This window comes from Pseudoxanthomonas sp. JBR18 (assembly GCF_028198165.1).
Classification (GTDB): Bacteria; Pseudomonadota; Gammaproteobacteria; order Xanthomonadales; family Xanthomonadaceae; genus Pseudoxanthomonas_A.
Map to the genome: position 1 here is coordinate 4,346,013 of NZ_CP116339.1, position 17,086 is coordinate 4,363,098.

Sequence of the window (17,086 nt, forward strand, 5' to 3'; positions counted from 1 at the left end):
AGGTGGCACTGAAACGAAAAACCCCGCCGAAGCGGGGCTTTCGCGGCGGTATCGCGAAGGCTTACGCCTCGGCGACCACGCTCACGGTGCGACGCTTCTTGGCGCCCTTCACCGAGAAGTCCACCTTGCCGTCGACCAGCGCGAACAGCGTGTGGTCGCGACCCAGGCCGACGCCCTGACCCGGATGGAACTGGGTGCCACGCTGGCGAACGATGATGTTGCCGGCTTCGATCGCCTGGCCACCATAGATCTTCACGCCCAGCATCTTCGGATTGGAGTCGCGGCCGTTGCGCGAGGAACCTACGCCCTTTTTATGTGCCATGACTTGCGCTCCTTACTTGTTGTCGCCGGAACCAGTGATTCCGGTGATCTCGATTTCGGTGTAGTGCTGCCGGTGACCCATCTGCTTCATGTGGTGCTTGCGGCGGCGGAACTTGATGATACGGACCTTGTCGGCGCGGCCGTGCGACTTGACCGTCGCGGTGACGGTGGCGCCCTTCAGCGCATCGCCCAGCTTGATGCCGTTTTCGTCGCCCAGCATCAGCAGGGTGTCGAAAGTGATGTCCTTACCGGCTTCGGCGTCCAGCTTCTCAACGCGCAGGGTTTCGCCCTGCATGACGCGATACTGCTTGCCGCCCGTGACCAGAACTGCGTACATGGGTGCTTCCTCTAGTGTTGGCTTTTCGTAGTTATTCTCGTGCCTGCCGCCCATCGAGGGGCGGACAGAAGCGGAATCATATCCGGATCAGTGACTTGGAGCAAGTCACCCCCCAGCTCCGCACTGAACGGCGCGCGCGCGGCCCGACGATCGGCGCGGCGGGCGCCCGGCCCCTTCGGAAACCTGTCAATTGCCCCCATACAGGGGACTCGCTAGGCTGATCGATTCGCACCGGATCGACACGCGCCGGCGCTCCTCCCCTGCACAGGCCAGACCCCCCAGGCATGGACAGTATCCGCATCCGCGGCGCACGCACGCACAATCTCAAGAACATCGACCTCGACCTGCCTCGCGACAAGCTGATCGTGATCACCGGCCTGTCCGGCTCGGGCAAGTCCTCGCTGGCGTTCGACACCATCTACGCCGAAGGCCAGCGCCGCTACGTCGAGTCGCTGTCGGCCTACGCCCGGCAGTTCCTGAGTGTGATGGAAAAGCCGGACGTGGACACCATCGAGGGCCTGTCGCCGGCGATCTCGATCGAACAGAAGTCCACCTCGCACAACCCGCGCTCCACCGTGGGCACCATCACCGAGATCTACGACTACCTGCGCCTGCTCTACGCCCGCGTGGGCAGCCCGCGCTGCCCGGACCACGGCTACCCGCTGGAGGCCCAGACTGTCAGCCAGATGGTCGATCAGGTACTGGCGCTGGATGGCGAGCAGCGCTGGATGCTGCTGGCACCGGTGATCCGCGAGCGCAAGGGCGAGCACGCCCAGGTCTTCGACCAGCTGCGGGCGCAGGGTTTCGTGCGCGTGCGCGTGGATGGGCAGCTGCACGAGATCGACGCGGTGCCGACCCTGGCCCTGCGCCAGAAGCACACGATCGAGGCGGTGATCGACCGCTTCAAGCCGCGCGCGGACATCAAGCAACGCCTCACCGAGAGCTTCGAGACCGCGCTGAAGCTGGGCGACGGCATGGCCTCGGTGATGTCGCTGGATCGCCCGGACGCCACCCCGCAGCTGTTCTCCTCCAAGTACTCCTGCCCGGTCTGCGACTACTCGCTGCCCGAGCTGGAACCGCGCCTGTTTTCGTTCAATTCGCCGGTCGGGGCCTGCCCCAAGTGCGACGGCCTGGGCGTGGCCCAGTTCTTCGACCCGGCGCGCGTGGTGGTGCATCCGGAGCTGGCGCTGTCAGCCGGCGCGGTGCGCGGCTGGGATCGGCGCAATGCCTACTATTTCCAGCTGATCGCCTCGCTGGCTCGGCACTACAAGTTCGACGTGGACGCGCCGTGGATGATCCTGCCGGAGAAGGTCCAGCAGGCAGTGCTGTACGGCAGCGGCAACGAGGTGATCACCTTCACCTACCTCACCGAATCGGGCGGGCGCACCCAGCGCAAGCACAAGTTCGAAGGCATCGTGCCCAACCTGGAGCGCCGCTACCGCGAGACAGAATCGCCGGCCGTGCGCGAGGAGCTGTCCAAGTACATCAGCGAGCAGCCCTGCCCCGAGTGCGGGGGCGCACGCCTCAACCGCGCCGCGCGCAACGTGTTCGTGGCCGACCGCGCGCTGCCTGAAATTGCGGTGATGCCAGTGGACCACGCCCTGGCCTTCTTCCGTGAGATGAAGCTCACCGGCTGGCGCGGCGAGATCGCCACCAAGATCGTCAAGGAAATCGGCGAGCGGCTGGGCTTCTTGATCGACGTGGGCCTGGATTACCTGACCCTGGAACGCAAGGCCGACACTCTGTCCGGCGGCGAGGCCCAGCGCATCCGTTTGGCCAGCCAGATCGGCGCCGGCCTGGTCGGGGTGATGTACGTGCTGGACGAGCCTTCCATCGGCCTGCACCAGCGCGACAACGAGCGCCTGCTCGGCACCCTGACCCGCCTGCGCGACCTGGGCAACACGGTGATCGTGGTCGAACACGACGAGGACGCGATCCGCGCGGCCGACCACGTGCTCGATATCGGCCCCGGCGCCGGCGTGCATGGCGGCGAGATCGTGGGCGAAGGTTCGGTGCAGGACCTGCTGGACGCCCCGCGTTCGCTCACCGGCCAGTACCTGTCGGGCAAGCGCCGCATCGAGGTGCCCAAGATCCGGCACAAGGCCAACCCCAAGATGGTGCTCAAGCTCACCGGGGCGCGCGGCAACAACCTCAAGGGCGTGGATCTGGAGATCGCCTCGGGGCTGTTCACCTGCATCACCGGCGTGTCCGGCTCGGGCAAGTCCACGCTGATCAACGACACCTTGTTCTCGCTGACCGCCAACGAGATCAACGGCGCCTCGCATCCGGTGGCGCCGTACGGCGAGATCACCGGGCTGGACCTGTTCGACAAGGTGGTGGACATCGACCAGTCGCCGATCGGGCGTACGCCACGCTCCAACCCGGCGACCTACACCGGACTGTTCACCCCGCTGCGTGAGCTGTTCGCGCAGGTCCCCGAGTCGCGTGCGCGCGGCTACTCACCCGGCCGTTTCAGCTTCAACGTGCGCGGCGGCCGCTGCGAGGCCTGCCAGGGCGATGGCCTGATCAAGGTGGAGATGCACTTCCTGCCCGACGTCTACGTCCCCTGCGATGTGTGCCACGGCAAGCGCTACAACCGCGAGACGCTGGAGATCCTCTACAAGGGCTTCAACATCAACGACGTGCTGGAAATGACGGTCGAGGACGCGCTCAAGCTGTTCGAGCCGGTGCCCTCGATCGCGCGCAAGCTGGAAACGCTGATGGACGTGGGCCTGAGCTACGTCAAGCTCGGCCAGAGCGCCACCACGCTGTCCGGCGGCGAGGCCCAGCGCGTGAAGCTGTCCAAGGAACTCTCGCGTCGCGATACCGGGCGCACGCTGTACATCCTGGACGAACCGACCACCGGCCTGCACTTCCACGACATCGAACACCTGCTGGCAGTGCTGCACAAGCTGCGCGACGACGGCAACACCATCGTGGTGATCGAACACAACCTGGACGTGATCAAGACCGCCGACCAGGTCGTGGACCTGGGACCGGAGGGCGGCCATCGCGGCGGCACCATCGTGGCCACCGGCACGCCGGAGGAAATCGCCGCGCATCCTGACTCGTACACGGGCCACTTCCTGGCCAAGCTGCTGCCCGACACGGCCGCCAAGGCCAGCAAGCCGGCGGCCACCGCCAAGGATGAGGTCCTGCCGCCGCGCATGGCGGCCAAGAAGGCCGCGAAGGCCGCACGGAAATCGGCCAAGTCCGCAAAGAAGAAAGCCGCCAGCTGACCCCGGCGTCAGGCTGCCTCCCGGCAGCCGCGCCGATTCGCTACGGCGCCCAAGCTGTACTGGGCGTCACGAAGTCCGCGCGGCGTGTTTGAACTCCGCGCCATGATCTGGACAATGCCTTGCCCTCGACCCACACGGACAGGGCTAGATACGTTTTGGATTTGCGCACGACTCTGATTTGCACGCTGGCCGCCGCCAGTGCCTTCTCCGCCAGCCAGGCCGCGCCAGCGGCAAGCGTCGACACCGACGAAGCCAACTGGCTGTACTTCCCCATGTACGCCCGCGACACCGCCCATGCGGTGGATCTCTCGGCCCTGCACTGGCGTGAGGACGGCCTGCTGGCGTCGGCGTCGCGCTACCCGCGCCATGACCATGATCACTGGCCCGACCAGGCCGACAAGGCCGCCTGGTACGAATACGAGACCAAACTGATCGACTGTCGAACCGGCCACTTCGTGCCTGTCCAGCAACGGTTGCTGGACCGCGAGGGCCATGTCCTGGCCCGGCGCGACGTCCAGCCCGGCACACAGGCCGATCGCCTAGCCGAGCAGATCGAGCGCGGTGATGGCAAGCTCTGGCCGGAGCGCTCGGAGACGTTCCTGGCCTGCGCGGCGGCGGCCGACGCCAGCCTGCGCGAGCGCCGCCGCGCACTGGCCGCGACGACACCCCCCGCGCTGAGCTTCGTGCCGATCCAGCGCGTGCTCCAGCGCGACACCGATACGTTGTTCGAACGCGAGGAATACCGCTTCGACCCCGAAACCTTGAAGACCGTGCCCACCACGCCGGACGCCATCTACCGGGCGGCCCTGGAGGGCTACGCCCGCTGGCGACGCCAGGTCATGGGCAAGGCCGACGTACCAGCCCCGCATTGGGACGCGGCCACCCGACAACGGATCGAACAGGCATTGGAGCCCTGGGCGCAGGCGCATTTCGCGCCGATTGCCGGAACCCTGCAGATCGAATCCGACGCCAGCCTGCGCTTCGAAACGCCCGCGCCGTTCCTCACCCTGGACGAGCAGGACCTGCCAGCCGATCTGCCCGAGCAGGCACGGCGCGATGCCAGCCTGCACGAACAGATCCACCTGGACTGCCGCAGCGGGATCGCGATGCCCCAGGCCATCGTCTGGCGCAGTCGTGCACGCGATGCCCAGGTGCTCTACCGGATGCCGGTACCGGCCCAGGCCCTACTGCAGGCGATCCGTAGCAACCGTCAGGAAGTCCACCGCCAGGCCTGGGGCCTACGCCGCGGTGCCTATCAGGCGGGCGCCGACCGCAATCCGGCCCTGTGCCTGGTTGCCTGGCATGCCGCACGCAGCACCCTGCGCCAGGACACCGAGGCGGCTCGGGTCTGGCCGCGCCTGGCCCTGCCAGACCGGACCGCGCTCATCGACGCAGGCGCTCCTGCGGCCATGCTGCTCCGGGCCCGTCACGCCTGGCAGGAGGCACGGCCATGACGCATGCAGCTGCTGCCATCACCTGCGCGCGTTCGCGCATCGCGGTCGTGCTGCTGCCCCTGCTGAGCTGGGCAGCACCGGCCTTCGCACAGTCAGACACGCCCTGCTCCCTGCCCGGCAGCGAGGACTCGGCCGTCGAAGCCCTCTGCGACCTGCATGACGGGCTTGCGCGCTTCAAGCTGGACGGCCGCTGGGGCGCGCTGGATCGCAACGGCGAGGTCGCCATCCCGCCGCGGTTTGCCGAACTGGGCCACTTCGACGACGGTCTGGCGCCGGCGCGTTCGGGCGAACGCTGGGGCTACGTGGACCGCCAGGGCCGCTGGGTGATCGCGCCGGCCTTCGAGCAGGCCGAGGCGTTCTCGCATGGGCGCGCCTCGGCCAAGCGCGAGGGCGGCCACTGGGGTCAGATCGACCGCCAGGGCCAGTGGACGATCGCCGCCGACTATGGGTTCATCGGGCCGTACAACGGCCACACGGCGATCGCGCTGCGCCAGGATGGTCGCAGCGTGATGGTGAATGGCCAGGGCATGGTGGTGCAGCGCTTCCCGGCAGACACCTCGGTGCGCTATCGCCCCAACGACGCCGGCCTGTATCCCATGCAACGCCGCCGCGAAGAGCTGCTGGTGAACGTCGACGGCCGGCAGTTCCCGATGCCCAAGGACACGGCCTCGCGCGAATTGCGCGACGCACTGATGATCGTGCGCCCGCCCCGTGACGGCGAACGCGCTCCCGGCCCCCTGCGCGGCGCGGTCGATGTGCAGAGCCGGCTCCAGGTGCCGGCACGGTTCGAGATCCTGAAGGACTTCCGCCACGGCCTGGCCGTCGCCCGCACGCCCGATGGCCCCGGCCTGGGCCTGGTCGACACGCACGGTGCATTCAAGCTTCCCGAGCGCTACCAGCAGTTGGATGACGAGCCGCGCGGCTGGTACGTGGGGCATACCAAGGACGCCACCGACCTGATCGACCGCCGCGGCCGCGTGCGCCAGTCGATCGACTGCCCGAACCTCGACAAGGTCCGCGTGCAGGGCCCCGCCGACGGCCCCTGGGCGGTGCTGGCCGGGTGCGGCCAGAGTTGGGTGCTGCGAGCGGGCCTGCGCAGGCCAATCCGGGCTGCCGTGGCCGCACCGACCGTGCAGGCCGACGAGGACCATCTCATCCTCAGCACCCGCGACACCGACAGCCGCAGTGGCGCGGACGACATCGCCATGCAGGTCTTCGATGCCAGCGGTCGTCTCGTGTTCCAGTCCGATGGACACCGGTTGGAGCCTGCCGAGGGCGGAGTCCTGGACCGCATCGTGCTGGTGGCCAGGACCCAGGACACGCCGCGCAAGGGTCCGCGCGCGCTGCCCGTCGCCCTGCTCTCCGGCGACGGTCGGGTCGGGGTGCTTACCTCTGACTACACGCTGGTCACCGACCCGCTGTGGCGCGCCGACTCGACCTGGGGCACCTACCGCCCGACCCTGCGGGGCGAGGTGCCCGAAGGGCCGCTACCGGTCCAGACAGAAGCCGGTTTCGGCGCCATCGATGCCGACGGCCAGTGGATCGTCGCGCCGCGCTTCCGCCGCCTGGAGCGCTTCCATCATGGGCTGGCCGAAGCCATCGACGAACACCGCATTCCCTGGATCGTCGATGCACAGGGCCACGCCGTCGAACCGCCGCCTCACTTCCGCCATGCCACGGCCGTGGCCGAGGGGGTGATGCTCGGCAACGATGGTCAAGGCGCGCTGTACCGCTTCACCGTGTCCGACGCCAAGCTGGAACACGTGAACCTGCCCGAAGGCGTGCGCGTGCGCGCCGATGCGTTCCATGGCGGGCTGGCGTCGGCCAAGTCCGGGGAGCGCTATGGCCTGATCGATCCGCACGGCCGCTGGCGCCTGCCACCGCGCTACGACGCGCCTTTCCAGCCTCGGCAGAACAAGGCGCACCAACACATCGGCTGGACGTCCACCGTGACCTACCGCGACCAGGACAGCCGTCATCGGTTGCACGGCTGGGTGGACGCGGATGGGCGTCAGATCGTGCCGCCGCGTTACGAGGAACTCACCTACCGCGCCGTGGACGACACCCTGCGCGTCAACGGTCCCAGGGCCGGTGTGCTTTCCCTGCAAGGCCAGGTGCTGCTGCCGCCGCGCTACGAGCAGGTCCGCGCACTGGGCGATGGCTGGTTCGCGGCGTGGCGGCCGGACTGGGAAGGCCTGGTCGATGCTCAGGGCCAGGTCGTGGCCGCGCCGCGCGATGTCGACCTGTCCTCGGCCGCCGACATCGTCCCCCGGGTGCGCTACGTGCAGGGACAGCCGCAACTGATCGACCTGCGGGGGCGTGTGTCGACGCCGCAGGTGCCCCTGCAGGCGGACGAGGCGGCGCCCGGCACCTGGTGGCCCATGCGCGCGCACGCCGGCCAGGACGATGTCTACACGGTGTTTCGGGACCTCGGGTTCAAGGTGCGGGCCGTGGTCCCCGGCAAGGTGGACAAGTGGCACCGCTACTCAGAAGGCGTGATCGCCTTCAAGCCACGGTTGCCCACCGCGCGGGCCCAGGTCGGTCTGGCCGACAGTGAGGGCCGGGTCCTGGGGCGCTATCCCTTCGATCTCATCGCGTCCATGCACGAGGGAAGAGCGGCCTTCCAGCAGTCCAGCCGCGACGATGATGGCGAGCTTCGCTTCCACTTCGGTTACCTGGACCGCCAGGGCCGCATCGCCATCCCGGCACGATTCAGTGGCGCGCGCCCGTTCAACGAGGGACGGGCGGTGGTGATCGCCCGACACAACCTGGGCCTGGCCGACCGCGAGGGAAAGGTGCTGGCCCAGGGCGCCTGGCGCTGCGGGCGCGAGCCGGTGCTGATCGGCGAGAATGACCGCATCGTCTGGCCATCCAATGCCCCGGCCAGCTGCGACACCCCACCTCCCCACCCACAGGCACAGACCCGATGAGCGAATCCCCCGACACCCCAGCCGCGCACAAGGTGCTGGCCCGCATCCCGATCAGCGTGCGCTGGCGCGACATGGATGCCTACGGCCACGTCAACAACGCCAAGTACATCTCCTACCTGGAAGAGGCCCGCGTACGCTGGATGCACGGCGTCACCGGCGGCGCCCGCATGGGCAGCGGCATCTCGCCGGTGGTGGCCAACACCCACGTCAATTACCGCCTGCCGATCGTGTGGCCCAACGACATCGTGGTGGAGCTGTTCGTCGAGCGCCTGGGCAACTCCAGCGTGACCATCGGCCATCGCATCGTGGCCGACAACGACGACACCGTGCTGTATTCGGACGGCCACGTGGTGGTGGTGTGGATCGACACGGCCACCGGCAAGAGCGCGCCGATCCCCGAGGCCGTGCGCGCAGCCTCGAGCTGACCTGCGAGCCAGGCGGCGGGGAGCAGCGTCCGCCTACCATACGCAGCCGCACGGGCCCGCTATCATGCGGGCCTTGTTGCATGGGAGACGCCCAGATGTCCGAGCTTGTCCACGTCCAGTCCCACGGCCCGGTGCGCGAGCTGCGCCTGGCGCGTCCGCCGGTCAATGCGCTCGATGACGCACTATGCGCGGCGCTGCTGCAGGCGCTCGCCGACGCCTTCGCCGATGACGCGGTGTCCGGCGTGGTGCTCTCGGGGAACGACAGCGTGTTTTCCGGCGGCCTGGATGTGCCGCACCTGATCTCGCACGGGCGGGACCGCGCCGCGCTGCACGCGACCTGGTCCGCCTTCTTCGACGTGGCCAAGGCCATCGCCGCCGCCCCAGTACCGGTGGCCTTCGCCCTCACCGGCCACGCGCCGGCCGGTGGCTGCGTGCTGGCGTTGTGCGGCGACTACCGGGTGATGTGTCGCAGCGCCGACCCGGCGCGCCCATTGCAGATCGGCCTCAACGAAACCCAGGTCGGCCTGGCCGTGCCGGACGGCATCCAGCACCTGATGCGGCGCGTGATCGGCGCACACCGCGCCTCCCTGCTGCTGGTCCCCGGCGCCATGGTCAGCGCCGAACACGCCCTGCAGATCGGCCTGGTCGATGCGCTGGCCGACGATGCCGCCGCCACCGTGCAGCACGCCGTGGATTGGCTGCGGTCGCTGACGCGCCTGCCGCAGACGCCGTTGCGCAAGACCCGTCAGGTCGCCCGTGCCGATCTGGGCATCGCGCTGGACAGCGTGGTGCTGGACGAGTTCATCGACGACTGGTTCGGCCCTGACACCCAGGCTGCGCTCCAGGCGATGGCCGCACGACTCAGGAAGTCGCGATAGTCCGGGCCGGATCGGAAATCCAGCCGCTCCACGAGCCTGGATAGAGCTTGGCGCCCGGCAGGCCGGCATGTTCGAAGGCCAGCAGCTGATGGCAAGCGGTGACACCGGATCCGCACATCAGCACGACTTCATCGGCGCGATGCGGCCCGCGCTGCGCCAGCAGTTCCAGCAGTTCCATGCGGATGGCCTGCGCGTCGCGGAATCGGCCATCGGCCACGTTGTCCGCATAGGGACGATTCACCGCGCCCGGTACATGCCCGGCGACCCGGTCCACGTGCTCATGCTGCCCGCTGTAGCGCTCGAACGCCCGTGCATCGATGAGCCAGCCGGGAGACTCGGACAGGCGCGCGGCCACGGCCTGGGCATCGACGATCTGGCTGCGGTCGAACCGGCCCGGATACGCAGGGCTCGCCGGATCCGGCTCGGGCAGGTCCGCCGTTTCGGGCAGGCCCGCGCCGCGCCATGCAGCCAGTCCGCCGTCGAGCACGGCCACCCGCGCATGCCCCAGCAAGCGCAGCATCCACCACAGGCGCGCGGCGGCCATGCTGCCGTCGGTGGCGTCATAGACCACAACTTGATGCCGTGGCTCGATGCCCCACTGCCCCAGCCGCGCGGCAAAGGTCGCTTCGTCGGGAAGCGGGTGCCGTCCCTCGCCCGCCGCGACCCGCGACAGGTCGGCCAGGTCCTCGTTGAGATCGGCGTAGGCCGCATGTGGCAGGTGCGACTGCGCATAGCCGGCGCGTCCTGCGGCCGGATCGGTCAGGACGAAACGCGCATCGACGATCCTCAGGTCCGGATCATGCAGGTGCAGCGCCAGCAGCGTGGGGTCGACCAGCGTGTTCCAGTTCATCGGCTTTTCTCCAAGCGTCTGCGCAAGTTGTAGAGGATGCCAGCCGTGGCGCCCCAGATGCGCTGCTGGGCCCAGTCGTACTCCAGCACCGTCCGCGCACGTCCCTTGAACTCCAGTTCCACCGTGCGCAGGTTGCGCGGCTCCATCAGGTAATCCAGTGGCACTTCGAACACTTCGGCCACCTCGCCCGGGTTGGGGATCGGCACGAAGGCCGGATCGATCACCGCCACCACCGGTGTCACCAGGAAGCCGCTGACCGTGGCGAAGGTATCCAGCAGTCCCAGCGGCATGACCTGGCCTGCCTTGAGCGCGATCTCCTCATCACTCTCGCGCAATGCCGCGGCTACCGCATCGGCATCGCCCGGATCCACGCGGCCGCCCGGAAAGCTCACCTGCCCGGCGTGGTGGCGCAACCCGTCATGCCGGCGGGTGAGCAAGACCGTGGTGCCGTGCGCGTGCGGGACCAGCCCCGCAAGCACCGCCGCGGCAGCGGGCGGTCCCGGTGGCAGGAGGTCTTCCAGCTCGCCATGATTCCAGCCCTGCGTGGCCGGCGGCGTCTCCAACGGATGCAGCGCCCTGGCGAGCGCGGTGTACTCCGGCAGACGTGATGCAAGTTCCAGTGACATGGGCGGACGTCTTCCAGGCAAGCGCTCCATCAGGGCCCTGCGGGCATCATCGCCCATCCGCGACCAGGCGGCGATTTCCTCCAGCGTGCGCAGGCATCCCGTGCACACGCCCTCATGCAGTGCGCACACACCGATGCAGGGCGACAGCTGGGTTGAAGAGGGGGATGGCATCGGCGATACGGGGGATCGGGCGAAAAACACGCGCCTGAAACGACGATGCGCCGGACAGGCCGGCGCATCGCACGATCAAGCTTCGCGGAAGTGGATTACTTGACGCTGATAAGTTTGACGTCGAACACCACGGCCTGGTTCGGGCCGATCGGCGACTGCGGGGTGTTGCCGTAAGCCTTCTCCGGCGGCAGGGTCACTTCCCAGCGCGAACCGGCCGGCATCTGCACCAGCGCATCGCGCAGGCCCGCCAGCGGAATCTCGCTGACCTTCAGGCTGGCCGGCGGCGGCGGGGTGGTCTGGCCCTGCTGCGGACTGAAGGTATCCACGAAGGTGCGGCCGTCGGCCAGCGAACCCTTGTACTGGATGGTCACGGTGCTGGCCTGGGTCGGCTTGGCGCCGCTGCCCGACTCCTCGACCCGGTACTGGACGCCGCCCGGCAGGGACTGCACGCCAGCCTTGGCCTTGTTCTGGGCCAGGAACGCGTCGGACTTGGACTTGTTGGCAGCCGCGGCCTGATCGAACGCCGCCTTGGCCTTGGCCTGCTGGCGCTGCTCCATCTGCTGCACGGCGGTGCGCAGCTGGTCGACCGGAACGCTCGGCTCCTTCTTGGCATAGCCTTCCTGGAGGGCCTTCTGCACGGTGGCCAGGTCGACGGACTCACCGCTCTCGATCAGGTTGCGGCCCAGGTCGTAACCCAGGGCGTAGCTGAGCGCGTTGCGATCCGGCGCCGGGGTGGAGGCGGCAGCGGAGTTCGAGGTCTGTGCGGCAGCGGTGCCTGCGGCCAGAGTCATGGCCAGCACGCTGGCAGAGAGCAAACGCAACTTCATGTCTTACAAACCTCCAAGGGTTATTGGTGAGGGTCGCAACAGGCGGCCCAGGTTGACGCGCTAGGATAGCCCCGCCTGGACTTAACGGCCAGTGAGGCATTGCGGGCTCTGACAGGGGTTCGTGACGGAAAGTTCCGGATTTACCTTTTATTTACGAAACAAGGGCGTTCCATGGTGCATTCCCCGGTCCTGATCGACGATGCCGGCGCGGTCCGCCGCATCACCGTCAATCGTCCCGACAAGCTCAATGCGCTGAATGCGCACACGATCCAGGCCCTGACCGAGGCTTTTCTGGCGGCCGATGCCGACCCGGCCGTGCGCGTGGTCGTCCTCACTGGCGCTGGCGCGAAAGCGTTCGTCGCCGGGGCAGATATCGCCGAGATGGCCGACCTGGACGCGATGGCCGGACGCGCGTTCGGCCTGCGCGGACAGACCCTGATGCGCACGGTGGAGACCCTGTCCAAGCCGGTGATCGCGCGGATCAACGGCTTCGCCCTGGGCGGCGGCCTGGAGTTGGCGATGGCCTGCCATCTGCGCATCGCCGCCGAGACCGCCAAGGTCGGCCAGCCGGAAATCAACCTGGGCCTGATCCCCGGCTTCGGCGGCACCCAGCGCCTGCTGCGATTGAGCAGCCGCGCGGCCGCCTTGGAACTGTGCCTGCTCGGTGCGCCGATCACCGCGACGCGCGCGCTGGCATTAGGCCTGGTCAATGAAGTCGTGCCTGCCGACGAACTCGACGCTCGCGTCGATGCGCTGACCGCCCAGTTGGCCAACGCCGCGCCCCTGGCGTTGCGCGCCATCCTGGAGTGCATCGTCCACGGCGGCGAATCGGCACTGGGCGAAGGCCTGCAGTACGAGGCGGCGCAGTTCGGCCTGATGTTCGCCACCGCAGACATGCGCGAAGGCACCGCGGCATTTGTCGGCAAGCGCAAGCCGATCTTCGAGGGGCGTTGAGGCGATGGCGCACGCTGGAGACCCCACGGCTGCCTGCACGCGGGTGCTGGCCCTGGATGCACTGCTGGCCGAGGACCGGCTCGACGACGCCATCGAGGCCGGGCTGATGGAACTGGACCTGGAAGCATCCGTGGACGCGCGCTGCCAGGACGCCCTGCTCCGCGTGGCCGCGATGCAGCGACAGTTGGCCGCGCAATGGGCGGCCCGGGCACGCTACGAGGCGCGCACCGCGCGCCTGCAGCGCCGTGCCGCCGAACGCCAGGCCCGTCGCACGCCGCCGCCGGCACCGGCCAGCAAGCCCGCACTGCCGCCCGCCGTGGCCGCCGCGCTGGCCCGCGCCAAGGCCCGCGCCGCTGGACCCTCGCGCACGTGAGCGCCACCGTCGCACGCCGCGGCCGCACGCTCACGCGCGCGGAGATCGCCGAGCTGTTCTCGCGTCTGGCCGAACTCAACCCGACCCCGACCACCGAGCTGGAATACACCACGCCGTTCGAGCTGCTGGTGGCCGTCACCCTCTCGGCGCAGGCCACGGACGTGGGCGTCAACAAGGCCACCCGCCGCCTGTTCCCGGTCGCCAACACGCCGCAGGCCATCCTCGATCTGGGCGAGGAAGGGCTGAAGCGCTACATCTCCACCATCGGCCTGTTCAACGCCAAGGCCAGGAACGTCATCGCCGCGTGCCGGATCCTGGTCGAGCAACACGGCGGCGAAGTACCGCGTTCGCGCGAGGCCCTGGAGGCCCTGCCCGGCGTCGGTCGCAAGACCGCCAACGTGGTGCTCAACACCGCTTTCGGCGAATCGACCATGGCGGTGGACACGCACATCTTCCGCGTCGCCAACCGCACCGGGCTGGCGCCTGGCAAGGACGTGCGCGCGGTCGAAGACACCCTGGTCAAGGTGATTCCGGCCAATTACCTGTACAACGCGCACCACTGGCTGATCCTGCACGGGCGCTATGTCTGCAAGGCCCGCAAGCCGGACTGCCCGCAATGCGTGATCCGCGACCTGTGCCGGTTCAAGGACAAGACGCCGGACAGTGACGCGGTGCGCTGAGCCAACCTCCGCAACGGCGGCGATACAGCACCGCAAGGGCGCCGGACGATCGGTCCGGCGCCCCGCGCTTACAAGACCTCCCGCAGCCCATGCGATTCGGGCAACCGGAACACGCGGCGTCAGGCCGGTTTGAGCCCAACCCGCGAGGCGCCGGTGCCTTCGGTCCGCGTTCCGAGCGCCTGCCAGTCGACCACCAACGCATTGCCACGTGCGGCGGCGTTGCGGGCGAAGTCGCGCAGCAGCTCCAGACAGGCGTGGTCCACGTGCCGTAGCTTGCTCACGTCCAGGTGCAGCTCACGCCCTGGCGGCACGCGCTCCAACGTGCGCGCCATCTCCGGCACGCGCAGGAAGGTGGCCGAACCATCCAGGGCCAGCACTAGGCGGTTGCCCTCGCCTTCCGGCTCGTGCACGTCGACCTTCAGGCGCGAGGAATGCAGCGACAGGCGCAGCAACGACAGCGCGAAGCCCACGATCACCCCGGTCAGCAGGTCGGTGGCGACGATCACCGCCGTGGTCGCCAGATAGACCGCCGCGGTCCCACGGCCGTAGGCCGCCAGCGACTTGACCTGCTTGAGGTTGATCATCTTGATGCCGGTGAACACCAGGATGCCGGCCAGGCAGGCCACCGGCGTCATCCGCAGCAGCCACGGCACCAGCATGGCGAACACCAGCAGCCAGCATGCGTGCAGGATGGCCGACATGCGCGTGGCCGCGTTGGCCTGCACATTGGCCGCGCTGCGCACGATCACCCCGGTCATCGGCAAGGCACCGAGGAACCCGCACACCATGTTGCCCACGCCCTGCGCGGCCAGCTCGCGGTCGTACCGGGTCCGCACGCCGGTATGCATGCGATCCACCGCCGCGGCCGACAGCAACGTCTCGGCACTGGCGATGAAGGCGAAGGTCAGCGCCGAGACCAGCAGCGTGGTGTCCAGCAGGCCTGCGAGGTCGGCCACGCTGGGCATCGCGATGGCCGACAACAGGTTGGTGGGGACGTCGACCTTCTTCACCTCCACGCCCATCAGTTGCACGGCGGCAGTGATGCCGACCACGGCGAGCAGCGCACCGGGCACGAAACGCAGCCTGGCCGGTCGCAGCTTTTCCCAGCCCAGCATGATCGCGATGGTGCCCAGCCCCACCAGCAGCGCCGCGGAGCCCGCGCCGCCGGTGAGCGCCTGCCACAGCACGGCCGGCAAGGCCGCGAAGTTCTCCAGGCCGCGGGCCTTGGGACTGGCGTCCATCAACACGTGCGACTGTGAGGCCACGATCAGGATGCCGATCCCCGAAAGCATCCCGGCCACGACCGCCGGCGAGGTCATGCGGAACCAGACCCCGGCGCGGCACAGCCCGGCCACGAGCTGGATCAACCCGGCCAGCAGCACCACCGGCCCGAGCGCGGCCACCCCGTGCTGGCGCACCAGTTCGAACACCAGCACCGCCAGGCCGGCGGCGGGCCCGCTGACCTGCAGCGGCGAGCCGGCGATCATGCCGACCAGCAGGCCGCCGACGATGCCGGTGATCAGGCCCGAGGCCGGCGGCATGCCCGAGGCGATGGCGATGCCCATGCACAGCGGCAGGGCGACAAGGAAGACCACGATCGAGGCCAGCAGGTCGCGGCCGAACAGGCCCTGGGAGAAGTAGCCGGCACGCGCCGGGGGCGCGGAAGGCGTCGAAGCGCTCATGGTTGGGCCTCCTTCACGCGGCAACGTCTTGGAACTGCGTGAGCAGGCCCAGACGCGCTGGCGGCGTCGCTTCCGGCGCGGCGCCGTCCACAGCCGAGAGCAGCGGCGCGAAGCGCCCCGTGGCCGCATCGAATGCGCGGATGTCGCCGGCAGCGATGTCGTAGATCCAGCCGTGGATACGCAGCGTGCCGTGGGCCAAGCGCGTGGCCACCAGCGGCTGGGTGCGCAGGTGGTCCAGCTGGGAAATGATGTTTTCCTCGGTCAGGCAGGCCAGGCAGTCGCTGGCGTGCGCATGGCCGTGCGAAGCCGCCACGTGGCGGGCGGTATCGGCATGGCGCAGCCAGGCAGCCACCGATGGCAGGCCATCCAGCGATTCGGGCTTGAGCACGGCCTTCATCGCACCGCAGTCGGTGTGCCCGCACACCACGATATTGGACACGCCCAGCACGCCCACGGCGTACTCGATGGCCGCGGTCACACCACCGACGTGGTTGGAATACGGCGGCACGATGTTGCCGATGTTGCGCAGGACGAACAGTTCGCCCGGACCGGCGTTGAACATCAGCTCGGGCATCACCCGTGAGTCGGCGCAGGTGATGAAGAAGGTATGCGGGGTCTGGCCCGAGGCGAGGCGTTCGAAGACCTCTTGCTGTTCGGGATAGATGTGTTCGCGGAAATGGCTGAAACCTGCAAGCAAGGCTTCCATGGGGGGCACCTCTTTTGGGGGGACGCAGCGGACCACGCGGCAACGCGATGCGTGCCGGCGGTAGGAAAGTGGGAAAGCAGATGGACGACGGCGCACGACGACCGCGCCACCAGGGCGTCAGCCAGTCAAGCGGCGGGGGTCAGGCCCACGGTGGGCGCAGCAGGGTGTCGGGCAATGCGCCGGCGGCGAGGATCGCGGTGGTACGCGCATGCGTCGGATCCACGGCACAGACGGACCACACGAACGGCGGCAGTGGATACCCGTCGTCGGGGATGTCTTGCCCGGCCGCCCAGGCGCCGCCCTCCTCCACCGGAACGCCCAAGCCGTCTTCGGATACGCCATGCAGGTCAGCACGACCGCTTGGGGCGTCCAGCTCGAATGCACGCGCCTGTCCTGGCAACTGCAGGCATGCGAATGCCAGCAAGAGTGTCATGCAGGCAAGGCGGCAGCGGTGGACAAGGCCGACGGTCATGTCATGGACCGTAGCGAATGCGTCAATTTTGTTGCAAGTGCTGCACAGCACAAAATTCATCTTCCGGCTGGCGCGTGCAGGGACGCCTGGAACCGGTGTCACATTGGAAGGCGCTAAAAACAGGCGGCGGCGGGACTTGCGTCCCACCGCCGCCTGCGGAT

16 protein-coding genes are annotated in these 17,086 nt (G+C 68.6%); 8 read left to right on the plus strand and 8 right to left on the minus strand.

All coding sequences use genetic code 11. From position 1 onward, the window contains the following. Positions 1-61 precede the first annotated feature (61 nt). Together rpmA and rplU are read right to left on the minus strand one after the other, a co-directional pair. Positions 62-322 carry a 50S ribosomal protein L27 gene (rpmA, locus tag PJ250_RS19460; RefSeq protein WP_271646274.1) on the minus strand — a complete coding sequence of 87 codons (261 nt, stop codon included), beginning with the start codon at positions 320-322 and terminating at the stop codon, positions 62-64. A gap of 12 nt (positions 323-334) precedes the next feature. After that, positions 335-658 (minus strand): 50S ribosomal protein L21, encoded by a 324-nt coding sequence (gene rplU / locus PJ250_RS19465; protein ID WP_271646275.1) that lies wholly within the window; start codon positions 656-658, stop codon positions 335-337. Positions 659-942: 284 nt separating this feature from the next. On the opposite strand from rplU, the gene uvrA reads away from it, so the two are divergent. From uvrA to PJ250_RS19490, 5 genes are all read left to right on the plus strand, one after another. After that, positions 943-3,897: an excinuclease ABC subunit UvrA gene (uvrA, locus tag PJ250_RS19470; protein WP_271646276.1), complete on the plus strand. Its 2,955-nt coding sequence runs from the start codon at positions 943-945 to the stop codon at positions 3,895-3,897. A gap of 161 nt (positions 3,898-4,058) precedes the next feature. Next, entirely contained in the window at positions 4,059-5,351 is a 1,293-nt protein-coding gene (locus PJ250_RS19475; protein WP_271646277.1) for a hypothetical protein, read from the plus strand. After that, the gene (locus PJ250_RS19480) at positions 5,348-8,281 is read left to right on the plus strand and encodes a WG repeat-containing protein (protein WP_271646278.1); all 2,934 of its coding nucleotides are present in this window, start codon (positions 5,348-5,350) and stop codon (positions 8,279-8,281) included. The genes PJ250_RS19475 and PJ250_RS19480 overlap by 4 nt, the downstream gene beginning before the upstream one ends. After that, positions 8,278-8,706 carry an acyl-CoA thioesterase gene (locus PJ250_RS19485; protein ID WP_271646279.1) on the plus strand — a complete coding sequence of 143 codons (429 nt, stop codon included), beginning with the start codon at positions 8,278-8,280 and terminating at the stop codon, positions 8,704-8,706. The genes PJ250_RS19480 and PJ250_RS19485 overlap by 4 nt, the downstream gene beginning before the upstream one ends. 95 nt (positions 8,707-8,801) lie before the next feature. Further along, entirely contained in the window at positions 8,802-9,584 is a 783-nt protein-coding gene (locus PJ250_RS19490; RefSeq protein WP_271646280.1) for an enoyl-CoA hydratase/isomerase family protein, read from the plus strand. Here the strand turns inward: PJ250_RS19490 and PJ250_RS19495 are convergent. From PJ250_RS19495 to PJ250_RS19505, 3 genes are all read right to left on the minus strand, one after another. Next, entirely contained in the window at positions 9,568-10,434 is an 867-nt protein-coding gene (locus PJ250_RS19495) for a sulfurtransferase (RefSeq protein ID WP_271646281.1), read from the minus strand. The two genes, PJ250_RS19490 and PJ250_RS19495, sit on opposite strands and share 17 nt — an antisense overlap. Then, positions 10,431-11,231 (minus strand): CoA pyrophosphatase, encoded by an 801-nt coding sequence (locus PJ250_RS19500; protein ID WP_271646282.1) that lies wholly within the window; start codon positions 11,229-11,231, stop codon positions 10,431-10,433. The genes PJ250_RS19495 and PJ250_RS19500 overlap by 4 nt, the downstream gene beginning before the upstream one ends. Before the next feature lie 95 nt (positions 11,232-11,326). Further along, positions 11,327-12,058 carry an FKBP-type peptidyl-prolyl cis-trans isomerase gene (locus tag PJ250_RS19505; RefSeq protein WP_271646283.1) on the minus strand — a complete coding sequence of 244 codons (732 nt, stop codon included), beginning with the start codon at positions 12,056-12,058 and terminating at the stop codon, positions 11,327-11,329. A gap of 171 nt (positions 12,059-12,229) precedes the next feature. Between PJ250_RS19505 and PJ250_RS19510 the strand changes: the two genes are divergently transcribed. From PJ250_RS19510 to nth, 3 genes are read left to right on the plus strand one after another with little or no spacing between them, the layout of a single operon-like run. Beyond that, entirely contained in the window at positions 12,230-13,012 is a 783-nt protein-coding gene (locus tag PJ250_RS19510; protein WP_271646284.1) for an enoyl-CoA hydratase/isomerase family protein, read from the plus strand. Between the two features lie 4 nt (positions 13,013-13,016). After that, complete coding sequence (locus tag PJ250_RS19515) at positions 13,017-13,385, plus strand: hypothetical protein (protein ID WP_271646285.1); 369 nt, start codon at positions 13,017-13,019, stop codon at positions 13,383-13,385. After that, the gene (nth, locus tag PJ250_RS19520; protein ID WP_271646286.1) at positions 13,382-14,065 is read left to right on the plus strand and encodes an endonuclease III; all 684 of its coding nucleotides are present in this window, start codon (positions 13,382-13,384) and stop codon (positions 14,063-14,065) included. The genes PJ250_RS19515 and nth overlap by 4 nt, the downstream gene beginning before the upstream one ends. A 119-nt stretch (positions 14,066-14,184) precedes the next feature. Here nth and PJ250_RS19525 read toward each other — a convergent pair whose 3' ends face one another. From PJ250_RS19525 to PJ250_RS19535, 3 genes are all read right to left on the minus strand, one after another. Next, entirely contained in the window at positions 14,185-15,747 is a 1,563-nt protein-coding gene (locus PJ250_RS19525; protein ID WP_271646287.1) for a SulP family inorganic anion transporter, read from the minus strand. A gap of 13 nt (positions 15,748-15,760) precedes the next feature. Continuing rightward, the gene (locus tag PJ250_RS19530; protein ID WP_271646288.1) at positions 15,761-16,453 is read right to left on the minus strand and encodes a carbonic anhydrase; all 693 of its coding nucleotides are present in this window, start codon (positions 16,451-16,453) and stop codon (positions 15,761-15,763) included. Positions 16,454-16,592: 139 nt separating this feature from the next. Beyond that, positions 16,593-16,985 carry a hypothetical protein gene (locus tag PJ250_RS19535; RefSeq protein WP_271646289.1) on the minus strand — a complete coding sequence of 131 codons (393 nt, stop codon included), beginning with the start codon at positions 16,983-16,985 and terminating at the stop codon, positions 16,593-16,595. Positions 16,986-17,086 lie beyond the last annotated feature (101 nt).